Raw genomic sequence first — 22,962 nt, forward strand, 5'->3', positions numbered from 1 at the left:
ATAATTCCTATAGGAATGGTAGTAAATTAATGAACTGAAAAACAGTTAGTTATAAAATAGTCTCCCTTTTTATATACTACTAAACCTATATACTTTATATATTTGTTTTATGAACCAAACAATTTACACCGGAAATCTGATGCTAAGCCACTGTATGTGCGGTTAATGATTTCGGCTGTAAAGAGAAAAAATATTTAAAAGCTTCTTCAGTCTCCCCGACAGAAGAAGCTTTTTTCAAATAAGACCAAACGTACTATGCAAAGTTTTAGAACAGAGTTAGAAAATCCTGTTGTTGAAAAGGATATTATTGATCTGGAAAAAAAGATCAGCGCCTTCAGAGAAGGAAAAATTCATGAGGAGAAATTTAGGAGCCTGCGCCTTGCCCGTGGTGTTTACGGACAAAGACAGCCTGGCGTACAGATGGTGCGTATTAAATTGCCTTTTGGAAAAGTAACCTTTAAACAATTGTTGCGTATCGCTGATGTATCTGATGAGTACGGCAGTGGAAATCTTCACTTAACGACCAGACAGGACATCCAGATTCATTATGTGAGCCTGGACAGAACCCCGCAATTGTGGGAAGAGCTGGAACGCGATGATGTAACCATCCGCGAAGCCTGTGGAAATACGGTAAGAAACGTAACTTCTTCTCCGGATTCAGGAATCAATCCAAACGAACTGTTTGATGTTTCTCCATATGCTCATGCATTTTTCACTTATTTTTTGCGGAATCCAATTTGTCAGGAAATGGGTAGAAAGATTAAATTTTCTTTCTCTTCGGATGAAAAAGATACGGCCTATAGCTATATCCATGATCTTGGTTTTATTCCTAAAATTAATGAAAAGGGAGAACGTGGTTTTAAAGTGATGTTGGGTGGTGGATTAGGTGCGCAACCTTTTCTGGCAAGTTTGGTTCATGATTTTCTACCGGAAGATCAGATTATTCCTTATGCTGAATCTATGCTAAGGGTGTTTGATCGTTATGGAGAACGTACGAATAGAAATAAAGCGCGTCTTAAATATTTGGTGCAAAAATTAGGACTGGAAGAATTGTTGAGATTAATTGATGAAGAAAGAATCGCCAATAAATCAAAATCTTTCCAGATCGATCGAAATGCGGTCGTATCTCCAGAACCTCCAGCTTTGCTGAATTATCCGGAACTGGATGTCGTTAATACATTAGAATATCAACATTGGAGAGCTACAAATGTGGTAGCGCAAAAACAAGCCGGTTTTTATGGGGTCTACGTTAAGGTGCCGGTAGGTGATATCAAAACGGATCGTGCCCGCAAACTGGTTGCAGGGATCAGTCCATATGTAGCGGATGAAATTCGCATTACCCAAAACCAGGGTTTACTATTGAAATTTGTAAGAGAAGGCGCTTTACCATCATTGTATGTCGAATTAAAGGCATTAGATTTTGCTACCCCCGGATTCGACAGCATTGCTGATGTAACGACCTGCCCGGGTACAGATACCTGTAATCTCGGGATTTCAAACAGTATGTCGCTTTCTGTGGCCCTGGAAGAAGTCATCTACGAGGAATTCCCTGAACTGATTTACGATAAAGACATCAAAATCAAAATCAGCGGATGTATGAATTCTTGCGGTCAGCATGGTTTGGCTCATATTGGATTCCATGGAAGTTCTGTAAAAGCAAATGGAAAAGTAGTACCAGCAGTACAGGTGATGTTAGGTGGCGGTACCGTTGGCGATGGCGAAGGTAGAGTAGCAGAAAGGGTGATTAAAGCGCCTTCTAAGCGTGCCACGGGTGTATTAAGAACCTTATTGAATGATTTCAGTACCAATAGTCATACGGAAGAGAGCTTCCACCATTATTACGACAGACAAGGGAAGGATTATTTTTATCAGTTGTTAAAACCATTGGCCGATCTGACTACACTAATAGAAGAAGAATATGTAGACTGGGGCCATGAAGAGATTTTCAATACTGCAATTGGTGTTGGAGAATGTGCGGGTGTGGTGATTGATCTGGTAGCCACCTTACTTTTAGAAGCAGAAGAGAAACTGGATTGGGCGAAAGCTTCCTTCGAAGCAGCGGCCTGGTCTGATGCCATTTACCATACTTATGCCGTATTTGTGAACGCTGCAAAAGCACTGTTATTGGATAAAGCTGTAAGCAGCAGCACGCAGATCGGTGTGATTCGTGAATTCGATACCCATTATGTGGAAACCGGAGAGTTTAAACTGAAAAGTACTTTCAATGAACTGGTGTTACAGATCAACAAAAACGAGCCTACAGCAGAATTTGCTGCTGCTTATTTGGCGGATGTAACAGACTTTTTTAATCAGATTAATGCAAAAAGAGAGGAGAAAATCTAATGAGCACTAAAAGTATAGATAACAAAGAGCCAAAAATTACATTGGTAGGCGCCGGTCCTGGCGATCCTGAATTGATCACGATGAGAGGTGCAAATGCCTTGAAATCTGCAGATGTGGTTTTGTATGATGCTTTAGTGAATGAAGGCGTATTAGATTACGCCAATCCTGAAGCCATCAAAGTGTATGTAGGTAAACGCTCTGGCGAACATTCTTACTCACAGGATGCAGTTAATAAACTGATGATTGATTACGCCCTAAATTATGGTCATGTGGTACGTCTGAAAGGCGGAGATCCATTCGTTTTTGGGAGAGGTTATGAAGAATTGGATTTTGCTGCGGGCTATAGCATCCCGGTCAGCGTGATCCCGGGCTTGTCCAGCTCCATATCAGTACCAGGATTACAACAAATACCGGTTACACACCGAGGCTTAAGTGAGAGTTTTTGGGTGGTGACAGGCACAACCGCTTCGGGCAAGATTTCCAATGATTTGTATGAAGCAGCAAGGTCTAAGGCTACTGTGGTGGTATTAATGGGACTGGGCAAACTCAAAGAGATTGTAAAACTTTTCCAAAATGAAGGAAAAGGACAATTGCCAGTTGCGGCCATTCAAAGTGGTTCTACAGCAAATGAAAAACTGGCAATTGGTGTTGTGGATACCATTGTGGAGACGGTAGAAGAAAAGGGGATTGAAGCACCAGCCTTATTAATTTTCGGTGAGGTAGTTTCTTTACATCCTTCTTTTCAGCCCATCAGAGAATTTTTCAATGCACTTAAAGAAGAACAATAATTGATATGGAAGGCAACCCGTTATTTCCTGTCTTCATCAAATTGGATACCATTCAGACAGTGCTGATTGGTGCAGGCCCTGTTGGATTAGAAAAATTAACAGCGATCCTGTCTAATAGTCCTGATGCCCGTGTAAGGGTGATTGCAATCGATGTATTGCCGGAATTCAGGGAAATGGCAGCTGCTCATGAAGGTGTAATTATTCTTCAAAGAGCGTTTATAACCGGAGATCTGGACCATGCTGAACTGGTCCTGGCCGCCACAAATAATGCGCTGCTGAACCAGCAAATCAGATTGGAAGCGGATCAGCGGAATTTACTGGTGAACTTTGCCGATAAACCAGAACTCTGTGATTTTTATCTGGGCTCCATCGTAAAAAAAGGAGCTCTTAAAATTGCCATATCTACCAATGGAAAGTCGCCAACCATCGCAAAACGCTTAAAAGAAGTGTTGAATGATAGTCTGCCGGAAGAGTTAAATGATACCTTAGGAAATATGGAGGCTTTAAGAAGTACCCTGAACGGTGATTTTGCCTCAAAAGTGAAAAAACTGAATGAAGTAACTTCAATTCTGGTCGCTGATCACAGGACCGCTTTGCTGGAGACAGAGATTGAAAATAGAAAATCAAACTCCGAAATTTTGCTAAGTAAAGCGGAAAGTGTAGTTTCAAATGAAAATGTCGGGATCAATGGATCGGCTGCACTGAATGTGCTTACAGAAAATAACGTAGCTATAGAAAAGAATGAAGACAAGGTGAAAAAGAACTTCAAATGGTTGATCTGGACATCAATTGTGCTTTCTTTTCTGGTGGTCATTACTGCCTTCTGGCATAAGGAACCTGAGTTCCAGACTTACCTGGCTCAACTTGATCCGCTTTTTTACTGGTTTTTACTTGGTGGATTCGTCTTCGCAATGATTGATGGTGCGATTGGAATGTCTTATGGTGTAACTTCTACTTCATTCTCTTTGGCGATGGGCGTACCTCCTGCCTCAGCAAGTATGGGGGTCCATTTGTCTGAAATCCTGAGCAATGGCATTGCCGGATGGATGCATTACCGATTTGGAAATGTAAACTGGAAATTATTCCGCATGTTATTGTTACCTGGAATTCTGGGTGCCGTAGTAGGTGCATACCTTTTGTCTTCATTGGAGCATTATAATCATTATACTAAACCAGTCATTTCCCTGTATACGCTGATTCTTGGTGGAGTGATTCTTTCTAAAGCCTACAAAATCAATCGTAAGACGAAGGATCCGAAAGGTAAAATCAAGAAAATCGGTCTCTTAGGTTTGTTTGGTGGTTTTATTGATGCTGTTGGCGGCGGAGGCTGGGGATCAATCGTATTGTCCAGCCTGATTGCCGGAGGAAGAAACGCCAGATTTTCTCTGGGCACAGTAAAGATCACTCGTTTTTTCATCGCTTTGATGAGTTCACTGACGTTTATCACCATGTTAAATGGCGCTCATTGGGAGGCAGTTGCAGGTTTAGTGATTGGAAGTGCATTGGCAGCACCAATTGCCGCAAGGGTCTCTAACAAGATCTCCGTAAAAACGATTATGGTGTCGGTAGGCGTGTTGGTGGTATTGGTTAGCTTACGTAGCATCATCAACTTTATCCTTAATGAATTTTAGTTATGAAAGAGAATTTAGCAGCAATAGCCGCAGAAATAAAAGATAAAAACCCGGTAGAAGCATTGCAGTATTTTGCAGCCAATTACCCGGGGAAAATTGTGTTCTCTACCAGTTTCGGTTGGGAAGATCAGGTCATTACCCATATGATCTTTTCTAATGACATTCCTATTGATGTATTTACCCTGGAGACAGGAAGGCTCTTCCCGGAAACTTATTACGTATGGAACAGGACCCTGGAAAATTATAAAAAACCTATCCTGGCCTATTATCCACAAGCAGAAGCATTGCAGGAAATGGTAAATGCAAAAGGACCAAACAGCTTTTACGAATCTGTAGAAAATAGAAAAGAATGTTGCCATATTCGTAAGTTAGAGCCGCTAAAAAGAGCGATTACCGGTAAGGATTGCTGGGTAACGGGGATTCGCTCGGAGCAATCATTAAACAGAACAGATATGACAAATCTGGAATGGGACGAGCAGAATAACCTGTTGAAATTTCATCCTATATTTTTCTGGTCGCTGGAAGAAGTGAAAGCTTATATTAAAGAACACAATATTGTATACAATACCCTGCATGATAAAGGTTTTCCGAGCATTGGATGCGCGCCTTGTACCAGAGCGGTACGTGAAGGAGAGGATTTCAGAGCCGGACGCTGGTGGTGGGAAGATCAATCAAAGAAAGAGTGTGGTTTACATGCCACTAAGTAAAAGATAAAAAAATGAGTAAGTATAATTTAGATTATTTAGACGAACTGGAAGCTGAAGCCATTCATATTTTACGTGAGGTAGCGGGGCAATTTGAAAAGCCAGCATTGCTGTTTTCCGGAGGAAAAGACTCGATTACGTTGGTACGTCTTGCTGAAAAAGCATTCCGTCCCGGGAAGTTTCCTTTCCCTCTGGTACATATTGATACTGGTCATAATTTCGAAGAAACAATTACCTATCGTGATCAAATGGTAAAACGTCTTGGAGAAAAACTGATTGTTGGCCATGTGCAGGAATCGATCGATCAGGGTAAAGTAGTAGAACAAACTGGTAAAAATGCCAGTAGAAATGCTTTGCAAACCGTTACCCTTTTAGACACGATCGCCAAACATGGTTTCGATGCTTGTATTGGTGGTGCTCGTCGTGATGAAGAGAAAGCAAGAGCCAAAGAAAGAATCTTCTCTGTAAGAGACGAATTCGGACAATGGGATCCTAAGCGTCAGCGTCCGGAACTTTGGAATATTTATAATGGTAAAATCCATAAAGGAGAAAATGTTCGCGTTTTCCCGATCAGCAATTGGACAGAGCTCGATGTATGGAACTATGTGAAAAGAGAAAATATTGATCTTCCTTCCATTTATTTTGCCCATCGCAGAGATGTGATCACCAGAAATGGTCAGCTAATGGCAGCTTCGCCATTTCTGAACATGGATTCAGATGATATTGTAGAAAATAAGATGGTTCGTTTCCGTACTGTAGGTGACATGAGCTGTACCGCGGCTGTAGAATCGGAAGCTGATGAAATAGAAGACATCATCAGAGAAATCAGTGCATCTAAAATTAGTGAACGTGGTGCCCGCATGGACGATAAAGTATCAGAAGCTGCAATGGAAGACCGCAAAAAAGGAGGGTATTTTTAATGAATTTATTGAAATTTTTTACAGCAGGAAGTGTTGACGACGGAAAGAGTACACTTATCGGAAGACTGCTTTACGATACAGATTCTATTTTAGCCGATCAATTGGAAGCCTTACAGCAATCCAATCGTAAGAACGATGACGGAACCATTGATCTGGCAATTTTAACAGATGGACTAAGAGCTGAAAGAGAACAGGGAATTACCATTGACGTGGCCTATAAATATTTCCAGACGGATAAACGAAAATTCATTATTGCCGATACCCCTGGTCATATTCAATATACCCGTAATATGGTTACCGGTGCTTCTACAGCCAAACTTGCCATTATCTTAATTGATGCCAGAAATGGGGTTGTAGAGCAGACCATCAGGCATTCCTATCTGGTTTCTTTATTAGGTATTGAGCATGTGGTAGTGGCCATCAACAAAATGGATATGGTAGATTATAGTGAAACTGTATTCCAGGCGATTACTGCTAAATACAAGACGCTTGCCGAAGAGTTGAAACTGAAAGAGGTAACGTTCATTCCTGTGAGCGCCTTGAAAGGGGATAATATTGTTCACGAATCTCAGCATATGGTTTGGTATCAGGGACGCAGTTTACTGCACTTCCTGGAAACAGTAGATGTAGAAGATCAGCAAAGTTACCATCTTGCCAGAATGCCGGTACAATGGGTAGTTCGTCCTCAAACTGATGAACTTCATGATTACAGGGGCTATGCAGGCCGTGTATTGAGTGGTTCTTTTAAAGTTAATGATAAGGTGACAGTCTTGCCCTCCGGAAGTAGCTCGGTGATAGATAGAATAGAAATTTTTGACCTCCAACCAGAAGAGGTGCATGCCGGCCAATCGGTTACTTTACACCTGAAAGATAACATTGATATCAGCAGGGGTGATGTGTTGGTAAACTCCGATCATTTGCCGCAAAATGCAAAGCTGATTGAGGCAGATGTTTGCTGGATGGATAGCCGTCCTCTTGACGAAACGATCACCTATTTGTTGCAGCACAATAGTAAGGTCACCAAAGCGAAAATCACTGAAATTATTTATAAAGTAGATATTAATACTTTAGAAAAGCAGAATACGGCTGAGTTCAGGTTGAATGATATTGGTAGGGTATTAGTTAAAACCGCTGATGAATTGGCTTTTGATCTTTATACGGAGAATAAAGCGAATGGTGCGGCAATTCTAATCGATAGCAGAACGAATTTAACCGTTGCAGCGTTGATGTTTAGAGCTGTTGCCGACTAGTTTTATTTTATGAACTAAAAAAAGAAGCATTACTGATAAAACGTGGAAATCTTTTGCGCGGAAGGGCGCAAAATTATCTAGACCTTTTCTTGGAACGCTTCTTTTTTTATTCATCCTGCAAGGAATGAGCTAGTCTTTCAATCGGCTATACGTAAATTGTATTTTGTTCATTACTTTTTCGCATTAAGACCAGTTTTTAAAAATTAAACCTCTTTTCCAATTAACCCCCCCCCTAAAGACGGCGGTTGATTTAGTACTCAGTTGCATTCAGATCTTCCCTCTCCAAATATTTCCTGCGTTAATTTTGCATTGTTAAAAAAATCTTGCTGCAGAGAAATCTAGAAAATTTTGCACCCTTCAGCCCAAAACATTTCAGGCTCGAACAGTAAAATTTTTTAAGTAAAATTATTTACAGGAATAATTGCCTTTTCACCTTGTATTACCTAATTTGAGATACTTTTTAACCCCTTTGAGAATTATGGAGATTATCCACCTAAGTGCAGAATGTTACCCTATTGCTAAAGTAGGTGGTTTAGGCGACGTTGTTGGCGCTTTGCCAAAATACCAGAATAAACTTGGTCATGTTGCTAAAGTGGTAATGCCGGCGTATCAGACCAAATTCATGCTGGAAAATGAGTTTGAGGTGGTTTATGATGGCTGGGGCAAGTTGGGCTTTCATGATTTTCCGGTTAGAATATTTAGGGAATTGACGAATAAACTGGGCTTTGACTTGTATCTGGTACACATTCCAGGCTTAATGGATAGACCCAATGTTTACGGATATGATGATGATACCGAGCGTTTCTTAGCTTATCAAATTGCAGTATTGGATTGGATAGCGCAATGGGAACACAAGCCAGATGTGATTCATTGTCATGATCACCATACCGGATTAGTGCCTTTTATGATGGCCTATGGACACCAGTTCAAAAAGTTAAGTCATGTCCCTAGTATTTTGACCATCCATAATGCGCAATACCAGGGGCAGTTCGGCTGGGATAAACTTCACTATCTGCCAGCATTTGATTTATGGAAATCCGGACAACTGGATTGGAAAGGTGCAATAAATCCACTTGCTGCGGCGATCAAATGTGCCTGGCGGGTGACTACAGTATCCCCGAGTTATTTGGAAGAAATTAGCTTCAGGGCGAATGGGCTGGAAGATCTTCTTGCACAGGAACGCTCAAAATCCAGGGGCATTTTAAATGGAATTGACAATGAAGTATGGGATCCGCAAAACGATCCGATGCTAGAAAAAAAATATGCCTTGCGTACGGTAGAAAACGGAAAGAAGGCAAACAAGGCAGCTTTATGCCGGGTCTTTAACCTGGATCCTGAAAAACCATTATTTACATTTATCGGCAGATTGGTAGGAGAGAAAGGAGCAGATTTACTGCCTGAAATCTTTTATAATGCCTTATCAAAAGGTAATGGCGCAATTAATGTACTGGTATTGGGATCTGGTGATCCACAGGTAGAGGGAAGATTATTGCAGCTCAAGGAAGCTTTCCCCGGAAATTATAATGTGTATATTGGTTACAATGAACAGCTTTCACACCAGATTTATGCTGGGGCAGACTTCTTACTGATGCCAAGTAGGGTGGAGCCATGCGGACTGAATCAAATGTATGCCTTACGTTATGGTACAGTTCCGATCGTCCGTAGGATAGGAGGATTAAAAGATACAGTGGTTGATATTGGAGATGGAGGTTTTGGAATTTGTCACGATCAGACCAGTGTTTGGGATGTAGGGCATGCGATTGGCAGGGCATATGAATTGTATCAGCATCAATCGCAACTGAAAGAAATCCGTAAGTATATGATGCAATTAGACCACTCATGGGACAGAGCGGCACAAGAATATATTGATTTGTACCACATATAAACTGAATATTTATGACTGATAAAGTATTAGGCGTCATCCTCGGTGGTGGCCAGGGATCAAGGCTTTCCCCACTAACACAAACGCGCTCCAAGCCTGCTGTTCCTATCGCAGGAAAATACAGATTGGTGGATATTCCGATTTCTAACTGCTTGAATTCGGGGATTCACCGAATGTTTGTGCTCACTCAGTTCAACTCTGCATCGCTAAACAAACACATTAAGAATACCTATCATTTCAGCCATTTTAGTGCTGCTTTTGTGGATATCCTGGCGGCAGAACAAACTCCTGATAATCCAACCTGGTTTCAGGGAACTGCGGATGCTGTCAGACAAGTTATGCACCATTTACTGAACCATGAGTTTGAATATGTACTGATCTTATCCGGCGATCAGCTTTATCAAATGGATTTCAATGAAATGGTAAATGCCCATATTGCAAGTGGTGTGCAAATTACCCTGGCTACTATTCCGGTAACTGCAAAAGAAGCTACCGATTTTGGTATTCTGAAAACCAATTCTGATAACATCATTACCTCTTTTATTGAAAAGCCCGCAGCGGAATTGCTGAACGACTGGACTTCTGATACCGGTGAAGAGATGCGTGCGGAAGGACGAGAACATCTGGCCTCTATGGGGATTTATATCTTCAACAGAGAGCTGCTGATCAAAATTTTTGCAGATAATGCAGAGGAGAAAGATTTTGGAAAGGAAATTATTCCGAGATTATTACAATCAAATCATGTATTGAGTTATCAATATGAAGGATACTGGACAGATATCGGAAACATTTCTTCTTTCTTTGAAGCCAATTTAGGACTCACAGATGATCTGCCAAAATTCAATCTTTTTGACAGTAAGCATAGCATTTTTACCCGTGCGCGTATGTTGCCGCCATCTAAAATATTAGGCACCACGCTGGATAAAACCATTATTGCAGAAGGTTGTATTTTACATGCCAAATGTATCAAGCATTCGGTGATTGGTATTCGTGCAAGAATTGGTAAGGGCACCACGATTGATAGTTGTTACATTATGGGCAGTGATAAATATCAGACACTGGACGATTTGGAAAGGGATCTGCTTAATAAGAAAGCCTGGATCGGAATTGGCGACAACTGTACCATTACCAATGCCATTCTGGATAAAAATTGCAGGGTAGGTAATGATGTGCAAATTATTGGTGGTGCTCATCTTCCCGATAGTGATCATCCTTTATATACTGTCAAAGATGGTATTGTCGTAGTGAAAAAAGGAGCGGTAATTCCTGATGGTACCGTGATTTAAGCATATTTTAAAGTAAAAAAAAAGCAGCTGCATTTTCTTACAGCTGCTTTTTTATGCCTGATTTTATTGATACCTGAAGACCAATGAAAATATGGTTTTTTCAAAAGGAATAGAGTTGACCTCCAGGTTCCCATGATGCATTTTCATAATGTTCCTGGTGATGGTGAGTCCGATTCCAGATCCGTTTTTCCGCGTGGTAAAGAAGGGGACAAAAATCTTCTCAATCAGTTCTGAATCAATTCCCTTTCCATTGTCGCTTACTTCCAGATACAGTTTATTCTGATCCAATCGATAGTTAATCTCAATGATCGGGTGTTCCACCCCTTCCAAAGCATAAATACTATTGGTGACCAGATTGATCAAAGCCTGTTCTACCAGTTTCAAGTCTATTTGGATGGTGATCTTTGAGGAAGTCTGCTCTACTTTAAGCATGATGTTTTTGCCATTGGCGAAAGGTTGCATCAGTACTTTAATGTGTTGCAGGATTTCTCCGATGGTATGGTATTCCAGATCAGGAGTAGGCAATTCTGCAATCAGACGGTAGTCTTTTACGAAATCCAATAGTCCTTCTGACCGTCTTTTGATCGTTTTTATGGCTGGTTTTAAATCCTCAAGGTCCTCCTGATTCAGCGATGCTTTATCTGCAATCATACTGTTTACAGTGTCCGATAAAGAGCTGATCGGAGTAATAGAATTCAGGATCTCATGAGAGATCACACCAATCAGGCGGTTCCAGGCTTCAGATTCTTTTTGTTCGATCTCATCTTTAATATTCTGGAAGGAAATGATGGTATAATCTGTTAAGTAAAGGTTCAGCGGTATGACTTCTGTGGATAGCTGGATCAGTTTATCCTGGACTTTTAACTCCATAAAACGCTTACCACCTTTGCCAATATTCTCAATTTCTTTAGCAAACTGTGGACTGTGTAATGCCAGTCTGTGCCAGTATTTATAAGCAGGAATGCCTAATAGACTGGTTGCAGCCTGGTTAAAAAACACAATTTCTGCTTGTTTGGGATCCCCTTCATTGTCCTTGATCACAATTACCCCTACAGGTACTTGTTCCAGTATGGTTTTGATCAGCTGAAACATGGAATCCTTCTCCAGCTGCATATCTTTTTGCGACTGTATAATGTCATTGAAGGATTCATAAAGCTCAGGAAAACTACCTTTAATGGCTTTATTTCTGAAATTTAGGGTACTATCTTTCGTTTTGACTGCCAGAATAAAGCGTTTGATGTCTTCTCTGATCTGGTTGATGTAGAAATACAGGTTCATCAATGCAGCGATCAAAAGAATGACCAGACCGGAAATGGTAAACCAGAGTTCGGTATTCCTGATCAGTTGATACAACAGGATACCCAGGATATTAATTAAAACCAGACGGCAGAGCAGACGGAAGGTGAATCGGTTGTAAAAGATCATAGGTCAAACTTTTCAATACGTCGATAAAGTGCGGCGCGGGTAAGTCCTAATTCCAGTGCTGCCCTGGAAATATTTCCTTTGTGTTTATCAATGGCTTTTTGAACCATTAGTTTTTCCATTTCTTCTAAGCCCATTTCTGATTGAATGGTGTTGCTGCCACCAAATTTCTGTGGACTCAGCTGTAAATCATGGGCCGAGATTTCCATGCCATCGGCCATAATTACAGCACGTTCAACGACGTGCTGTAGTTCCCGGACATTTCCTGGCCAGTGGTAAGTAAGCAGCATACTTTCCGCTTTTGCTTCAAATTTATAAAGGTTTTTATGGTATTTAGTACTGAAGCTATTTAAGAAATGATTGGCCAGAAGGGTAATGTCTTCGCCACGTTGCGCAAGTGCTGGTAATAACAATTCTACCGTATTGATGCGGAAGAGTAAATCCTGGCGGAAGCTACCTTTGGCCACCATTTCATTTAAAGGCATATTGGTTGCGGTAATTAATCGCACATTTACTTTTCGCTCTTTACTTTCTCCCAGACGGGTCACCGTTCTATTTTGGAGCACGCTCAATAGTTTTGCCTGTAATGCTGGTGATAAATTCCCGATCTCATCCAGAAATATGGTTCCTCCTTCAGCGAGCTCAAATCTGCCAGGTTTATCTTCTTTTGCATCTGTAAAAGCACCTTTCGCATATCCAAAAAGCTCACTTTCAAATAGATTTTCATGGAGTGAACCCAGGTCTACATGCATGAAGATTGCGTTTTTCCTTAAAGAATGTTTGTGGAGTTCGTAAGCGAACACTTGTTTTCCTGTCCCATTCTCGCCCAATATCAAGACATTGGCATCAGTGGGAGCCACCTTGATCAATGTATTTTGTAAGTGTTTAATCGGGGCTGAATTTCCAACGATATGCTCAAATTGTCTGGCTTGGTCTTTTTGCAAAGAGGAATGGATTTTTTCCAGTTTCTTCACTTTTTTGTTGGACTGTCTCAATCGGGAGGCAGCAGAAAGTGTGGCAAACAATTTCTCATTTTCCCATGGCTTAAGAATAAAATCTGTTGCACCTTTCTTGATGGCCTGAACAGCCAGCTCTACATTTCCATAGGCCGTCATCAGGATCACGACATAATCCTTATCGATAGACAGGATGTGCTCCAGCCAATATAAACCTTCGCGCCCATCACTAGCCCCTTTTTGATAATTCATATCCAGTAAAATCAGGTCTACCTCATTATGACTCAGTAGTACATTGATTTCTTTAGGTGATTTACAGGTAATCACCTGACTGAAATGTTGTTTTAAGAATAACCTGGCACTGAGTAAGATGTCGTCATCATCATCAATTACTAAAACATGGGCATCTATCATTATGGTATGAATTTAAGCTTTTCTATATTTCCTGACCCGCCATTGGAATCGATAGATTCCTTCCTTACCTCTTTATTACCCAAAAATATAAGAAACTGTCCGATGCTGTACAGCTACTGTCCGATTATGAACGGTTTTTAATTGAGATAAGATTTAAGTAGTTGATAATTAGGGTTATAAAAGTTTTTATGCCGATTGGCACAGCCTTGGCTTAAGGCTCAGCAATAAGCGCAATTCAAAAATGGATAAGATCATAGAGAAAAAAAGATTCAATAAGAAAACGATATTAACTATTGTAGGAGTGGTTGTTTTAGTGGGACTGGTAGCATATGGGTATAGTTTATCATTAAACAAAGTTTACAAGGCAGATGCAGAAAAGTTGACCATTAACCAGGTAACTTTCGGTGATTTCGAAGATGTGGTATTGTTGAATGCGAGTGTAGTCCCTTTAACTTCAGTAATTGTGAGTTCTCCTGAAGGAGGAACAGTGGCAGAGATCTTTACCGAAAATGGCGCATCTGTAGTGAAGGGAACTCCTTTATTGAGGATCGCAAATCCAAATGCTTTATCTAATTATACCTCCAGCGAGACCAGCATCACTGAGCAAATCAATCAATTGAGAAAATTGAGATTGGATCTCGAGCAAAATCAACGAATCATGGGTCAAGATATGATGGACATTGAAGATAAACTGAGAACCGCCACCCGTAAGTATAAAATTGATAGCGCATTATTCAAGAAAAGTGTGATTACCAGGGAAGAATTCAATACTTCCAGTCAGGATTATGAATATTATCAGGGAAGAAGGGGGATTTTGAGAAAAGCCATCAGACAAGAGAATGAAGGTAGGGTGATGCAGTTGAAACAGATTGATGTCTCTATTGGCAGAATGAATGAAAGCCTGGAAACTATCCGACAAAATATAGAAAATATGACTATTAAGGCACCTGTAGCCGGTCGTCTCTCCTCTTACGATCCGGTTATAGGTAAGTCTTATAGTCCGAATGAAATGCTTGGTAAAATTGATGTTTTACAGGGCTATAAATTGCAGGCCAGCGTAGACGAATATTATGTGAACAGAGTCAAGGAAGGGCAGACAGCAAGTGTAGAATTTAACGGGAACACCTATAAACTGGTGGTGAGAAAAGTAATTCCAGAGGTAACTGCCGGACAGTTTCAGGTAGAGATGGTATTTGAGGGCAAATCGCCGGAGGACTTAAGAAGGGGACTTTCAATGCAAGTGAAACTTACCCTATCTGACAACAGTAAGTCATTGCTGATTGCACAAGGGCAGTTTTTCCAAAGTACCGGAGGTACCTGGGTATTTGTCCTGAAAGATGGAAAAGCGACGAAGAGAAATGTGAAAATCGGTCGTAAAAACCATAAGTATTATGAAGTATTGGAAGGATTGCAAAAGGGAGAAGAAGTGATTACCTCTTCTTACGATCAGTTCAATCAGTACGATATTGTAGAAGTAAGTAAATAACCTGAAAAAAATATAGCCATGATAAAAATTGAAAACCTGGAAAAAGTATACAAAACGGAAGAAATTGAAACCACCGCTTTAAATGGAATCAACTTACATGTAAAAGAAGGGGAGTTTGTTTCCATTATGGGGCCATCCGGATGTGGGAAATCCACTCTCTTAAATGTAATGGGCTTATTGGATAAACCGGAAAGTGGAAGCTATAAATTCATCGATACAGAATTGTTGAAACTGAATGATAAAGAGCGTTCTAATTTCAGAAAACGTAACATGGGTTTTGTTTTTCAAAACTTTAACCTGATTGATGAACTGACTGTTTTTGAAAATATTGAGTTGCCATTGATCTATAATAAAGTAGCCGCAGCAGAGCGCAAGCGTCTGGTGAATGAAATCATTGAAAGGATGAACATTGTAAACAGGAGCGGACACTTTCCTCAGCAACTTTCCGGTGGGCAGCAGCAGCGTGTGGCAGTAGCCCGAGCTTTAGTCACCAAACCGAAGCTGGTACTTGCCGATGAGCCTACTGGTAACCTGGATAGTTCTCATGGTAATGAGGTTATGGAATTACTATGCGAATTGAATGAAACAGGAACGACGATTGTCATGGTGACCCACTCTTCCCATGATGCCAGTTTCTCTAATCGCATCATCAATTTAAAAGATGGTCATGTGATCTCGGAGAAAATAAATAAGGCCCGCACTGAAGAATTAATTTAACACAACTACCTCAGATGTTTAGACTCAACCTAAAAATCGCTTTGCGCAACCTTTGGAAAAACAAGGGATATACTTTATTGAATATTTTTGGATTATCAGTCGGACTTGCTGGTTATATCATCATTCTTTTATATGCAAACCTGGAAAAAAGTTATGATACCTGGAATCCTGAGGCAAAAAACGTTTATCGTCTTTCTATTAAATGGGGAGCTGATCAGGATGAATATTCTTCAAGTCCAGCCGAATTAGCACCCGCGTTAAAGGAAATTATTCCGGAAATCGTGGACTATGGGCGTTTTTACGTTTGGGATAGTTATCAACGACTATTGACTTCCGGTTCAAAAGAAATGTATGTTGACCACATTCTTGGGGTAGACAGCAATTGGTTTAATTTATTTCCTTATAAATTCATTTATGGAGATGCGAAGTCAGCAATTTTATCGAATGATCAAATTGTGTTGAGCCAGCCAATCAGTGAGAAGATCTTTGGAAAAGCTAATCCGGTGGGTCAGTCGATAATGATCAATACCGATAAAAGATATACGGTAAGTGGTGTTTATGAATTGCCAAACACACCGGAGCATATAGAGCAACAAGGTTTTATCAGGAAATCTTCAAAAGGTGACGGTTGGAACAATAGTAATTTTTACGCGTATCTGAAAGTCAAACCAGGTACAGATCCGAATACATTGAGTCAAAAACTAAATGCAGCATTTCAAAAATTACCGATGGTAAAAAAAGATACCGACTTGCAAAAGGCCAGGTTGATCACTTTACCAGTAACAGATGTCTATCTCCATGCCACTAGTTTACAGGATCCGGTAAAAAGAGGGAATGCGACAATGGTAACCATTTTGGTTTTATTTGCTTCCTTATTACTCATTATTGCCTGTATTAATTTCACAAATCTAGCCATCGCTCAGTCTGTAAAAAGGGCAAAGGAAACTGGAATCCGAAAGGTATTAGGTGCAGCAAAAAGTAATCTGATTACCTACTTTCTAACGGAAACGACAATTCAATGTTTGTTGGCTTTATTATTAGCCTTAGTATTTGCAGAAGTGTCTTTACCATTAATGAACCGTTTAATGGAGATCAATATCTCCTTGTTTACTTACAATAATCCAGGTCAGTTGACCTTGCAGATTGGTTTGCTGATGGTGTTGGTCATCGTTCTTTCTGGAGGGTACGCAGCTTTCTTTTTATCGAGCTATGAGCCTGTAAAAGTACTGAAAGGTAATTTTTCAAGAGGTACTGGTAGTTTATGGATGCGTAAAGCATTGATTTCTGTACAATTTGTAGTCGCCATTGTTTTTATCATCTCATTGATGGTCATTAAACAACAGGTGACTTATATAAAAAATCAGGATTTGGGCTTTAAAAATGACCATTTGCTGGTGTTTAAAATTAGAAAGGGAGATACCAGGACGAACTTTCAACAGGTAAAAGATCGGTTATTAAAAATTGATGGGGTTAAGGGGGTAAGCAGGGTGAATTATTATCCGGGAGTAAAAGATATGCAGGTGATAGAAAGGGACTTTAATGGCCAGTCTATTGTGAATCTGAGTGTGGTTACGGTAGACTTTGATTATTTCGATGTAATGGGGATGCCGCCCGTAGTTGGAAGGGTTTTCTCCAATCAATATAAAACTGATAGTTCATCATTAGTCGTGAATGAGGCTGCAGTTAAAAAGTATGGTCTTCGAAATCTGATTGGCAAGAAATGGTTTGAGGACAGATTAATTGTTGGTGTAGTAAAAGACCATATTCAAAAGGGGATGGAACACGCTGCTGAACCAATTGCTTTTAGGATAGAAGGTAAAACATCAAATGCTGCGAATCAGGTGATTATAAAATTGAATGGCGAGCATACCCAGCAAACGATATCCGAAATTAAAGCGCTTTGGCAATCTGTGGAACCTTTTCCATTTCAATATACCTGGCTGGATCAGACTTTTGCCAATGTGTACGTACAGTATGTGAGGCTTGATAAGATTTTTAATGTATTCACTTATGTGACGCTTGCTCTTGCTCTGTTGGGTTTATTGGCACTTGCTTCCTTTACCGTTCAGGAACGTAGCAAAGAAATTGGGGTAAGAAAAGTGCTGGGTGCAGAAACGACAGATATCTTAAAGTTGATCAATAAGACATTTCTAGTGTTGGTGGTTTTGGCTAATGCCGTTGCCATTCCAATTGCCTATATACTTGCCAGTATCTGGCTCTCAGGTTTTGCCTATCGAAGTACGATCACCCTCTGGCCATTTCTGGCAGCGATGTGCATCTCTGTAATTGTTACCATTCTGACCGTGAGTATTCAAGCTTATAAAACCGCAAATGCAAAACCTGTTGACGCACTTAAATACGAATAAACCTCAACCTAAAAGATAATGTTTAGACTTAATTTAAAAATTGCCTTACGTAACCTTTGGAAGAACAAAGGGTATACGCTGATTAATGTAGGAGGCCTTGCAATAGGTTTGGCTAGCTGTATGCTTTTATTATTGTACGTAGCCTATGAATGGAGTTACGATAAACATAGCTCAGGTTATGATCGTACCTATGTCGTATATAGTAATCAGAAGAATGCAAATAATATTATAAGTTACGCCTGGACACCTGGTGTCCTGGCAGATGAGCTAAGAGAAACCATACCAGGTGTCGCTTTTGCTTCCCATTCTACCTATCCTGCTGAATACCTGATTACAAAGGAAGATAAATCCTTTAAAAAGAGGGGGATTTTTACTGATCCTTCTTTTCTGAAAATCTTTGATTATAAATTTATAAAAGGAAATAAAGATCAGGCTTTAAAATCTCCGAACGGAATCATTCTCAGCGAAAAACTGGCTAAGATTTTATTCGGAAACGAAGAGCCTTTAAATAAAACGGTAAAACTTGCAGGCAAAGATCTCCTGACAGTAGAAGGGGTGATTGAAGATGTACCGGAAACAAGCAGTATTCAGTTTGATTACCTTTTGTCCTGGGAGTTCTATGAGAAATTAAATACCTGGACTAAAAATGCCGGATGGGGAAGCAATTTCTGTTTAACCGTAGTTCAATTAAAAGACAATAGTGCTTTTGATAAGGTAAGCAAGGCGATTCATGGCATTTATGGGAGAAATCAGAAAGACAATGATAATGTCGCAATTATTCATCCTTTTGCCAAATGGCATTTATATGATCAGTTCGAAAATGGTAAATCTGTTGGCGGTAAGATAGATATGCTTAGAATTTACTTTATTCTGGCTTTTTGTATTTTACTGATTGCCTGCATCAATTTTATGAATCTTTCTACTGCAAGGTCTGAAAAGAGAGCAAAAGAAGTAGGAGTGAGAAAGGCAATTGGTGCCTCCAGAAAAACACTGATTAGCCAGTTTATTCTGGAATCGGTATTACTGGCCTTACTAGGAATGATGGTCGCTTTTATACTTATAGAATTTAGTCTTCCTTATTTTAATAACCTTTTAAATGTAACCCTGACCATCAATTATACGGATTGGAACTTCTGGCTGGTATTGTTTGGTCTGACCATTTTTACAGGATTAATTGCGGGTAGTTACCCTGCTTTTTACCTGTCATCTTTTGAACCGGTGAAAGTGTTAAAGGGCTTCAGCAGAGCTGGAGGAACATCTCTATCGATAAGGAAGGTATTGGTGGTGTTTCAATTTGTATTTGCCTCCTGTTTGATCGTAGGTACTGCTGTGATTTACCAGCAACTGATTTTTATCAAAAATAAACCAATTGGTTACGATAAAAATGGATTGATAGAAATTCCGATAGAAGGTGTGCTAAAGGACCGTTCCAAAATAGAATTATTTCGGGAAAGGTTGTTGAAAACCGGTCTGGTAAGTCATGTGAGTACTTTTAGCCGGAGTTTAACCTTAGGTGGAAATAATACGACTTCTATAAGCTGGTCGGGTAAAAATCCGAATGAAAATATCTTGTTCAATTTTAGGTATGCTTATGAAGATTTTGCAGCGACCCTTGGAGGACGCATACTGGAAGGTAGAGATTTCTCCCACAATTTTGTAGACTCGACCAGTCTGGTGATCAATGAAGCTGCAGTGAAAACAATGGGGCTCAAGAAACCAGTAGGCTCAATTATTACCTGGGGAGAAGACCAATTTACCGTAATTGGTGTCATGAAAGATTTTGTGATGGAGTCCCCTTATCATAGTACTGCGCCGATGGTGATAGGGAAAGGAATAGATACGGACGGGGTGATGGCTATGCGCCTGGATTCGAGTCAAAATCTCAGCACCGCAGTCTCAAAAGTGCAGGCAATGCTGAAAGAAATTAATCCCGATTATCCGGTTGCAGTTACTTTTGTGTCTGAACGCTTTGAATCGAAATTCAATAATGAAAAGCTGATGGGCATACTTGCCAATTGGTTTGGAGGCTTTGCCATATTTATTTCTTGCCTGGGCTTACTAGGACTGAGTTTGTACATGGCTGAACAACGTAAAAAAGAAATTAGTATCCGAAAAGTATTAGGTGCAAGTAGCTTGAATATCCTGACCTTACTGAATAAAGATTTTGTGAAGTTGGTGGCTATTGCCAATCTCATCGCTTTTCCGCTGGCTTATATCATGATTAATAAATGGCTTTCCAAATATGAGTTCCACGTAGAGATTTCTCTGATCCCTTTTGCGATTGCAATCATCCTGTCATTGCTGATTGCCTTATTTACAGTCAGCATACAGTCAATGAAAGTGGCAAAAGCAAACCCTGTTGATGCCCTTAAATACGAATAAACCTAAACCTACAAACGATGTTCAGACTCAACCTTAAAATCGCACTGCGCAACCTTTGGAGAAATAAGGTATATACAGCTATAAATATTGGCGGACTAGCCGTTGCTTTAGCAGCCTTTATTTTGGTGGCGATCTATGTGCGTTTCGAAACCAGTTTTGACCACAATGTTCCGAATTATAAACAGATATATCAGGTTGGGAGAGTTTTACAAGATCGTAAAACCACCTTCACTTCTTTATCTCTCGCAAAAGCATTGAAAGACGCAATACCAGAAATTGAAAGTGTAGGCAGAAGCAGAAAAACTGATTTTGAATTTGCCCTTCATAGCAATGAGGCCAGGGTGTACCTAAAAGATGTAATGACTGTGGATTACAGTCTGGCTAAAATGTTCAATATGGAGATCGAAGGTGGACTCCTGAAACCGCAGGGAGAGGCCTTGAATCTATATATGCCGAAAGAAATTGCCTCGGCTATGTTTCCAAAAAAAACACCTGTATTTCCAGTCAAAGTAGCTATAGGACCAAAAACAGCCTTGCAATATGCCGATATCTCAGGAATTGTGAACCATAATACAGCACATTCCAATTTGGTTTTCGATGCTTTAATCGTTACAGAAGATGCAGGGAAAAACCAGGAACCCAGCGCTTTTAATTACTTTACATATGTTCAAGTTAAAGCAGGTACTGATATCGGTCTTTTGCAGCAAAAAGTGAATGCAGTATTTAGAGAAGAGCTGAAAAAAGAAGGTTTGAGCAGCAATAACCTGAAGGATAATGATGAATTAAAAAAAGCAGCGCCTGAAATCTTTTTAGATCCTTTAGATCATCTGCATTTGCGACCTATTGCAGGGAATAATACCAATTATAAAATTGTGATGGCTTTGTCTGTGCTCACTATTCTGGTAATGGTTATTGCCTGTATTAATTTTACTAACCTGACGATTGCCCAAACCAATAAGAGAGCAAAAGAAGTAGGCGTGAAAAAGGTTTTGGGTGCCTATCGCCGGAGTCTGATTTTTCAGTTTCTGATAGAGATTTTAATGCAATGTCTGGTTGCACTGTTAATTGCAGTGATACTTGCAGAGGTCTTTCTGCCGTTTTTCAATGATTCTTTTAATGTGTCATTTTCATTGTGGAAAGGCAATTATGAATTGATCTGGCAACTTCCATTGGTCTTGCTGATCATTACTTTAATTTCCGGTGTTTACCCGGCCTTAGTCTTGTCAGGCTTTAAACCGGTATCCGTGTTAAAAGGAAATTTACAAACCAGTTTTAAAACCCTTTGGTTGAGGAACGCTTTATTGGTGACTCAGTTTACTGTGGCTATTGTTTTCATAGCTGGATTATTGATTGTGAGTAGTCAGCTGAAATACATGCGGACAGAAGATACAGGTTTTAAAGCCGGGCAAGTGGTTTACATTAAAAACATGGTTTGGTTTGACCGGGGTTATTTTGAAAATATGAAATCAAGAATCCTGGAAATTCCGGGAGTTAATTCTTTTACTGTGGCATCCGATGTTCCGGATGGTTCCCGTCCGGGCCGGGTGGATTATACAATGGAGGGGGAAAATCTGGGCATGGACATCGTCCATATAGATTTCGATTATTTTGAGACCCTGGGAATGAAGCTCAAAGCTGGCCGTTTCTTCTCCAAAAGTTTTCCAGCGGATGCTGAAAACGGAATTGTACTCAACGAATCTGCTGCTGCTGCCTATGGCCTCAGACACCCGGTAGGAAAGACCATTCGCGGATGTGATATGGATTATCATATTGTGGGAGTGGTGAAAGATGCGAAAATGCAGGGCTTTGAAGCTGCAGTAGAGCCTACCGTATATGCGGTTAAAAGTGCCTGTGCAAATGGTAAAATGAAATTGATGATGAATATTGACCCTGATCGCATGGCAGGTGTGTTGGCTACTTTAAAATCAGACTGGAGTAACCTGAATAAAATGGATGGGGATGATTTTAGATACGAATTCATGGACGAACTATATGGTCGTTTATTTCATAAACAGGAACAGTTGCAATCGGTTTTTTATGCTGCGGCCATGCTCACTATTTTCATCGCTTTAATGGGTCTTTTTGCCTTTTCTGCCTTTACCATCAACAGTAGAATAAAAGAAATTTCTATCAGAAAGGTATTAGGGGCTACAGATTTTAATATCCTCAGATTGCTCAACTCTTTCTTTATTAGAATGGTATTCCTGGCGAATCTGATCGGCTGGCCAATTGCCTATATCACTGCACAGAGATGGCTGGATACTTTTGCTTATCGAATTGAACTGCCTATGTTTCCATTTGTTGCGGCCGGATTCCTCAGTGTATTGCTGACGGTTTTAACCGTGAGTTTTCAGGCAAGAAATGCGATGAAACTGAACCCTGTTGATGCTTTAAAATATGAATAATAAATATTCA

At 40.1% G+C, this 22,962-nt stretch carries 15 protein-coding genes; 13 read left to right on the plus strand and 2 right to left on the minus strand.

Annotated features, from left to right (window positions below):
- Positions 1 to 255: 255 nt before the first annotated feature.
- The 8 genes from R2Q94_RS08890 to R2Q94_RS08925 all read left to right on the plus strand — a co-directional run bounded on the left by R2Q94_RS08890 (position 256) and on the right by R2Q94_RS08925 (position 10,804).
- Complete coding sequence (locus R2Q94_RS08890) at positions 256 to 2,343, plus strand: nitrite reductase (protein WP_316821109.1); 2,088 nt, start codon at positions 256 to 258, stop codon at positions 2,341 to 2,343.
- Positions 2,343 to 3,131, plus strand: a complete 789-nt coding sequence (gene cobA / locus R2Q94_RS08895) for a uroporphyrinogen-III C-methyltransferase (RefSeq protein WP_316821110.1) — start codon at positions 2,343 to 2,345, stop codon at positions 3,129 to 3,131. The genes R2Q94_RS08890 and cobA overlap by 1 nt, the downstream gene beginning before the upstream one ends.
- A gap of 5 nt (positions 3,132 to 3,136) precedes the next feature.
- Positions 3,137 to 4,762, plus strand: a complete 1,626-nt coding sequence (locus R2Q94_RS08900; RefSeq protein WP_316821111.1) for a TSUP family transporter — start codon at positions 3,137 to 3,139, stop codon at positions 4,760 to 4,762.
- A 2-nt stretch (positions 4,763 to 4,764) separates the two neighbouring features.
- A complete protein-coding gene (locus tag R2Q94_RS08905) occupies positions 4,765 to 5,469 on the plus strand; it encodes a phosphoadenylyl-sulfate reductase (protein ID WP_316821112.1) in 705 nt (234 codons plus the stop codon).
- Between the two features lie 11 nt (positions 5,470 to 5,480).
- Entirely contained in the window at positions 5,481 to 6,386 is a 906-nt protein-coding gene (cysD, locus tag R2Q94_RS08910; protein WP_316821113.1) for a sulfate adenylyltransferase subunit CysD, read from the plus strand.
- Positions 6,386 to 7,636, plus strand: coding sequence for a sulfate adenylyltransferase subunit 1 (locus tag R2Q94_RS08915; RefSeq protein ID WP_316821114.1), 1,251 nt, complete (start codon positions 6,386 to 6,388; stop codon positions 7,634 to 7,636). The genes cysD and R2Q94_RS08915 overlap by 1 nt, the downstream gene beginning before the upstream one ends.
- A 478-nt stretch (positions 7,637 to 8,114) precedes the next feature.
- On the plus strand, positions 8,115 to 9,521 hold the full coding sequence (locus R2Q94_RS08920) for a glycogen synthase (RefSeq protein WP_316821115.1): 1,407 nt from the start codon (positions 8,115 to 8,117) through the stop codon (positions 9,519 to 9,521).
- An 11-nt stretch (positions 9,522 to 9,532) separates the two neighbouring features.
- A complete protein-coding gene (locus tag R2Q94_RS08925; RefSeq protein ID WP_316821116.1) occupies positions 9,533 to 10,804 on the plus strand; it encodes a glucose-1-phosphate adenylyltransferase in 1,272 nt (423 codons plus the stop codon).
- Between the two features lie 63 nt (positions 10,805 to 10,867).
- Here R2Q94_RS08925 and R2Q94_RS08930 read toward each other — a convergent pair whose 3' ends face one another.
- Both R2Q94_RS08930 and R2Q94_RS08935 read right to left on the minus strand, forming a co-directional pair.
- Positions 10,868 to 12,229: a sensor histidine kinase gene (locus R2Q94_RS08930; RefSeq protein ID WP_316821117.1), complete on the minus strand. Its 1,362-nt coding sequence runs from the start codon at positions 12,227 to 12,229 to the stop codon at positions 10,868 to 10,870.
- Positions 12,226 to 13,596: a sigma-54 dependent transcriptional regulator gene (locus R2Q94_RS08935; protein ID WP_316821118.1), complete on the minus strand. Its 1,371-nt coding sequence runs from the start codon at positions 13,594 to 13,596 to the stop codon at positions 12,226 to 12,228. Before R2Q94_RS08935 ends, R2Q94_RS08930 begins: the two co-directional genes overlap by 4 nt.
- A gap of 241 nt (positions 13,597 to 13,837) precedes the next feature.
- On the opposite strand from R2Q94_RS08935, the gene R2Q94_RS08940 reads away from it, so the two are divergent.
- Genes R2Q94_RS08940 through R2Q94_RS08960 form a run of 5 tightly spaced genes read left to right on the plus strand, consistent with a single transcriptional unit; the run spans position 13,838 to position 22,952 of the window.
- Complete coding sequence (locus tag R2Q94_RS08940; RefSeq protein ID WP_316821119.1) at positions 13,838 to 15,082, plus strand: efflux RND transporter periplasmic adaptor subunit; 1,245 nt, start codon at positions 13,838 to 13,840, stop codon at positions 15,080 to 15,082.
- 18 nt (positions 15,083 to 15,100) lie between these two features.
- Complete coding sequence (locus R2Q94_RS08945; protein WP_316821120.1) at positions 15,101 to 15,799, plus strand: ABC transporter ATP-binding protein; 699 nt, start codon at positions 15,101 to 15,103, stop codon at positions 15,797 to 15,799.
- A 14-nt stretch (positions 15,800 to 15,813) separates the two neighbouring features.
- On the plus strand, positions 15,814 to 18,165 hold the full coding sequence (locus tag R2Q94_RS08950) for an ABC transporter permease (RefSeq protein WP_316821121.1): 2,352 nt from the start codon (positions 15,814 to 15,816) through the stop codon (positions 18,163 to 18,165).
- An 18-nt stretch (positions 18,166 to 18,183) separates the two neighbouring features.
- Complete coding sequence (locus R2Q94_RS08955) at positions 18,184 to 20,547, plus strand: ABC transporter permease (protein ID WP_316821122.1); 2,364 nt, start codon at positions 18,184 to 18,186, stop codon at positions 20,545 to 20,547.
- Positions 20,548 to 20,564: 17 nt separating this feature from the next.
- Positions 20,565 to 22,952, plus strand: a complete 2,388-nt coding sequence (locus R2Q94_RS08960) for an ABC transporter permease (RefSeq protein WP_316821123.1) — start codon at positions 20,565 to 20,567, stop codon at positions 22,950 to 22,952.
- Positions 22,953 to 22,962 lie beyond the last annotated feature (10 nt).

The sequence above is a fragment of the Pedobacter gandavensis genome, assembly GCF_032678465.1.
Lineage (GTDB): Bacteria > Bacteroidota > Bacteroidia > Sphingobacteriales > Sphingobacteriaceae > Pedobacter > Pedobacter gandavensis_B.

Bases quoted from the DNA above. Each gene is read 5' to 3' on its own strand.
- R2Q94_RS08915 (WP_316821114.1), top strand. From the start codon at position 6,386: ATGAATTTATTGAAATTTTTTACAGCAGGAAGTGTTGACGACGGAAAG.
- R2Q94_RS08920 (WP_316821115.1), top strand. From the start codon at position 8,115: ATGGAGATTATCCACCTAAGTGCAGAATGTTACCCTATTGCTAAAGTA.
- R2Q94_RS08930 (WP_316821117.1), bottom strand. From the start codon at position 12,229: ATGATCTTTTACAACCGATTCACCTTCCGTCTGCTCTGCCGTCTGGTT.
- R2Q94_RS08940 (WP_316821119.1), top strand. From the start codon at position 13,838: ATGGATAAGATCATAGAGAAAAAAAGATTCAATAAGAAAACGATATTA.
- R2Q94_RS08890 (WP_316821109.1), top strand. From the start codon at position 256: ATGCAAAGTTTTAGAACAGAGTTAGAAAATCCTGTTGTTGAAAAGGAT.
- R2Q94_RS08950 (WP_316821121.1), top strand. From the start codon at position 15,814: ATGTTTAGACTCAACCTAAAAATCGCTTTGCGCAACCTTTGGAAAAAC.
- R2Q94_RS08960 (WP_316821123.1), top strand. From the start codon at position 20,565: ATGTTCAGACTCAACCTTAAAATCGCACTGCGCAACCTTTGGAGAAAT.
- R2Q94_RS08945 (WP_316821120.1), top strand. From the start codon at position 15,101: ATGATAAAAATTGAAAACCTGGAAAAAGTATACAAAACGGAAGAAATT.
- cysD (WP_316821113.1), top strand. From the start codon at position 5,481: ATGAGTAAGTATAATTTAGATTATTTAGACGAACTGGAAGCTGAAGCC.
- cobA (WP_316821110.1), top strand. From the start codon at position 2,343: ATGAGCACTAAAAGTATAGATAACAAAGAGCCAAAAATTACATTGGTA.
- R2Q94_RS08935 (WP_316821118.1), bottom strand. From the start codon at position 13,596: ATGATAGATGCCCATGTTTTAGTAATTGATGATGATGACGACATCTTA.
- R2Q94_RS08955 (WP_316821122.1), top strand. From the start codon at position 18,184: ATGTTTAGACTTAATTTAAAAATTGCCTTACGTAACCTTTGGAAGAAC.
- R2Q94_RS08905 (WP_316821112.1), top strand. From the start codon at position 4,765: ATGAAAGAGAATTTAGCAGCAATAGCCGCAGAAATAAAAGATAAAAAC.
- R2Q94_RS08900 (WP_316821111.1), top strand. From the start codon at position 3,137: ATGGAAGGCAACCCGTTATTTCCTGTCTTCATCAAATTGGATACCATT.
- R2Q94_RS08925 (WP_316821116.1), top strand. From the start codon at position 9,533: ATGACTGATAAAGTATTAGGCGTCATCCTCGGTGGTGGCCAGGGATCA.